Consider the following 3,238-nt stretch of genomic DNA (forward strand, 5'->3'; position numbering starts at 1 on the left):
GGCCACCACCGCGGCCGGCACCATGTAGGCCGGCAGCCGCTCGGCGAGCCGGCTGCGGACTTCGGCCGGATCGGCGGGCCCGGTGAGATAACCGACGAGCCGCTTGTCGCCCGGCCGGTCCTCGCGGGCGATCACCGCGGCCTGCCCTACGCCGTCCAATTCGGCCATCGCGCTCTGGATTTCGCCGAGCTCGATGCGATAGCCACGAATCTTGACCTGCTCGTCGGCGCGGCCGACATACTGCAGCTGCCCATCCGGGCCCCAGCGCACCACATCGCCGGTCCGATACATGCGCGCCCCGTCGCTGCCGAACGGGCAGGCCACGAACCGCGACGCCGTCAAACCGGCCCGGCCCAAATAGCCCGCGGCCACGCCGGTCCCCGCCACATACAGTTCGCCCATCACGCCGGTGGGTACCGGCTGCAACCACGCGTCCAGCACGAAGAAACCGAGATGCGCCAACGGTTTTCCGATGGGGCTGACGTGGCCGTCGATGTCGGCGTCGACGATCTCGCGGAACGAGGCGTGCACCGTGGTCTCGGTGATGCCGTACATGTTGATCAGTTGCGGGTGCCGTGGGTGGTCATGCACCCACCTGCCCAGGCGCTGGGGAACCAGCGCCTCGCCGCCGAACACCACGGTGTGGGGGCTGAGCTGGCGTCCCGTGCGCGGGGCGTCGGCGTTCTGCAGCGCAAAGAACGCCGACGGGGTCTGGCTGAGGACACTGACGTCTTCGTCGATCAGCAAGGCGCGCAGGTCTTCCGGCGAGCGCACCACGTCGTCGGGCACCACCAGCACCCGTCCGCCATGCAGCAGCGCGCCGAAGATCTCCCACACCGAGAAGTCGAAGGCCAGCGAATGGCACTGGCTCCACGCCCCGGGAGTCGACGCGAGCCGGCCGTGCACGGACTCCAGCAGCTCGGTGACGTTGCGGTGCGTGACCGCGACGCCCTTCGGGGTTCCGCTGGTGCCCGAGGTGTAGATGACGTAGGCGATGTTCGCGGCCGCCGGCGCCGGCAGCGCGGTGCCGGGGTGGTCTTGTGCGGCGGTGTCGCCGACGTCGATGACCGCCACGTCGAATCCGTCCAGCCGCGACCGCAGGCCGGTGGTGGTGATGGCGACGACGGGCCCGGCGTCGGCGAGCATGAACCCGACCCGGTTCTGCGGGGCCGCGGGGTCGATCGGCAGGTAGGCCGCGCCCGTCTTGAGCACCGCAAGGATTGCGACGACGGCCTGCGCGCAGCGTTCCATCAACACCGCCACGCACTGCCCGGGACCCGCACCTTCGGCAATGAGTCGGTGCGCCAACCGGTTTGACGACTCATCGAGCTCCCGATAGGTCATCGACCGGCCGTCGAACGTCAGCGCCATCGCCTGCGGGCTATGCGCCACGCGGTCGGCGAACAGCGCCGGGATCGACGGCGGTTCGACGCGGGGCCGGGACAGTGTCGCGCGGTTGCCGATCGCATCGAGGCGGGCGCGCTCCGCGGCGCCGAGCACGTCGACCGACGACAGTCGCCGGGCGGGGTCGGCGGTCATGGCGTACAGCACCCGCTGCAAACGCTCGATCAGCGTCTCGATGGTGGCGGTGTCGAAGACGTCGGTGCGGAACTCCACCGCTCCGCCGATCCCGGCCGGTGCGCCGTCCCGGGTCCAGCGTTCGGCCAGCGACCACGCCAGGTCGGTACGGGCGGTGCGTGTCTCGACCGGCACCGGGGTAACCCGCACGTCGCCGAGGCTCAGGTCGGTGGCCTCGGTGTTCTGCCAGGCCAGCATCACCTGAACCAGCGGGTGATGCGCCAGGCTGCGGGTCGGGTTGAGCCGTTCGACCAGCGCCTCGAAGGGCACGTCCTGGTGCTCGTACGCGGCCAGGCTGCGTTGGCGGACCTGGGCCAGGATTTCGGCAATGGTGGGATCTCCGCCCAACTCGACGCGCAACACCAGGGTGTTGACGAAGAAGCCCACCACGTCGTCCAGGGCCGGATCGCGTCGTCCGGCGATCGGGAACCCCACCGCCACATCCGAACTCGCGCAGATCTTGGCCAGCAGCACCGCCAGCGCGGCCTGCACCACCATGAAGCTCGTCGCGTTGTGCGCATTGGCCATCGCGCGCACCCGCTGCTGCAGCTCGGCCGGCCAGTCCACGGCCACACTCGCCCCGCGGTAGTCCGCGGCCAACGGATACGGCCGATCGGTGGGTAACTCGAGGCGCTCGGGCAGCCCGGCCAGCTCCTGCTCCCAGTACGCCAGCTGCGCCGCGATCGGGCTGTCCGGATCTTCCAGATCACCGAATTGGCCGCGCTGCCACAGCGTGTAGTCGACATACTGCACCGGCAACGGCGCCCAGTCCGGGGCGTCGCCGGCCGCGCGACTGGCATAGGCCACCGCCAGATCGCGCACCAGCGGATGCAGCGACCCGCCGTCGGCGGCGATGTGGTGCACCACCGCCACCAGGACGTGTTCTTCGTCATCGGTACGGAAAAGCTGTGCGCGCAGCGGAGTTTCGGTCTCCAGGTCGAACGTGTGCCGCGCCGTGTCGCGGATGGCGTCCTCCAGCCGGGCCGGCGACCAGTCGGCCGCGTCCATGGCGCGCCACGTGACGTCGGCCCGCTCGGGGGCCAACACCACCTGCCGGGGTATGCCCTCGACGGCGGCGAACACCGTGCGCAGACTTTCGTGGCGCGCCACGACGTCTCGCAGCGCCGCCCCGAGGGCGTCGGCATCCAGGCGTCCGCTCAGCCGCAACGCCGCCGCCATGTTGTACACCGGTGACGGGCCGTGCAGCTGGTCGATGAACCACAACCGCGATTGGGCGAACGACAGCGGCAGCACCGCGGGCCGCTCGTGCGCCACCACGCCGACGAGCCTGCCCCCACCCGCACCGACGCGCGACGCCAGCTGGTCAACCGTGGGCGCCTCGAACAACATCCGCACCCCGACATGGGCATCGAGCGTGGTGTTGATCGTTGCGATCGCCCGCATCGCCGACAGCGAGTCCCCGCCCAGATCGAAGAACGAATCGTCGGCGCCGACCCGTTCGAGCCCCAACACCTGGGCATAGATGCCGGCCAGGATTTGCTCGACTGCGGTGGACGGGGCCCGGTATTCACCGGCGGCGTATTCGGGTGCCGGCAGCGCGCGGGTGTCGAGTTTGCCATTGGGTGTCAACGGCAATGCCTCGATGGCCACCACCGCGGCCGGCACCATGTAGGCCGGCAGCCGCTCGGCGAGCCGGCTG

At 70.4% G+C, this 3,238-nt stretch carries 1 protein-coding gene; it reads right to left on the minus strand.

Features of this window, described 5'->3' with window-relative positions; all coding sequences use genetic code 11:
- Positions 1-3,238, minus strand: a 3,238-nt coding sequence (locus tag A5708_RS17485) for a non-ribosomal peptide synthetase (RefSeq protein WP_155766058.1), incomplete at both ends; no start/stop codon positions are given.

The organism is Mycobacterium colombiense (genome assembly GCF_001672755.1).
Classification (GTDB): Bacteria; Actinomycetota; Actinomycetes; order Mycobacteriales; family Mycobacteriaceae; genus Mycobacterium; species Mycobacterium colombiense_C.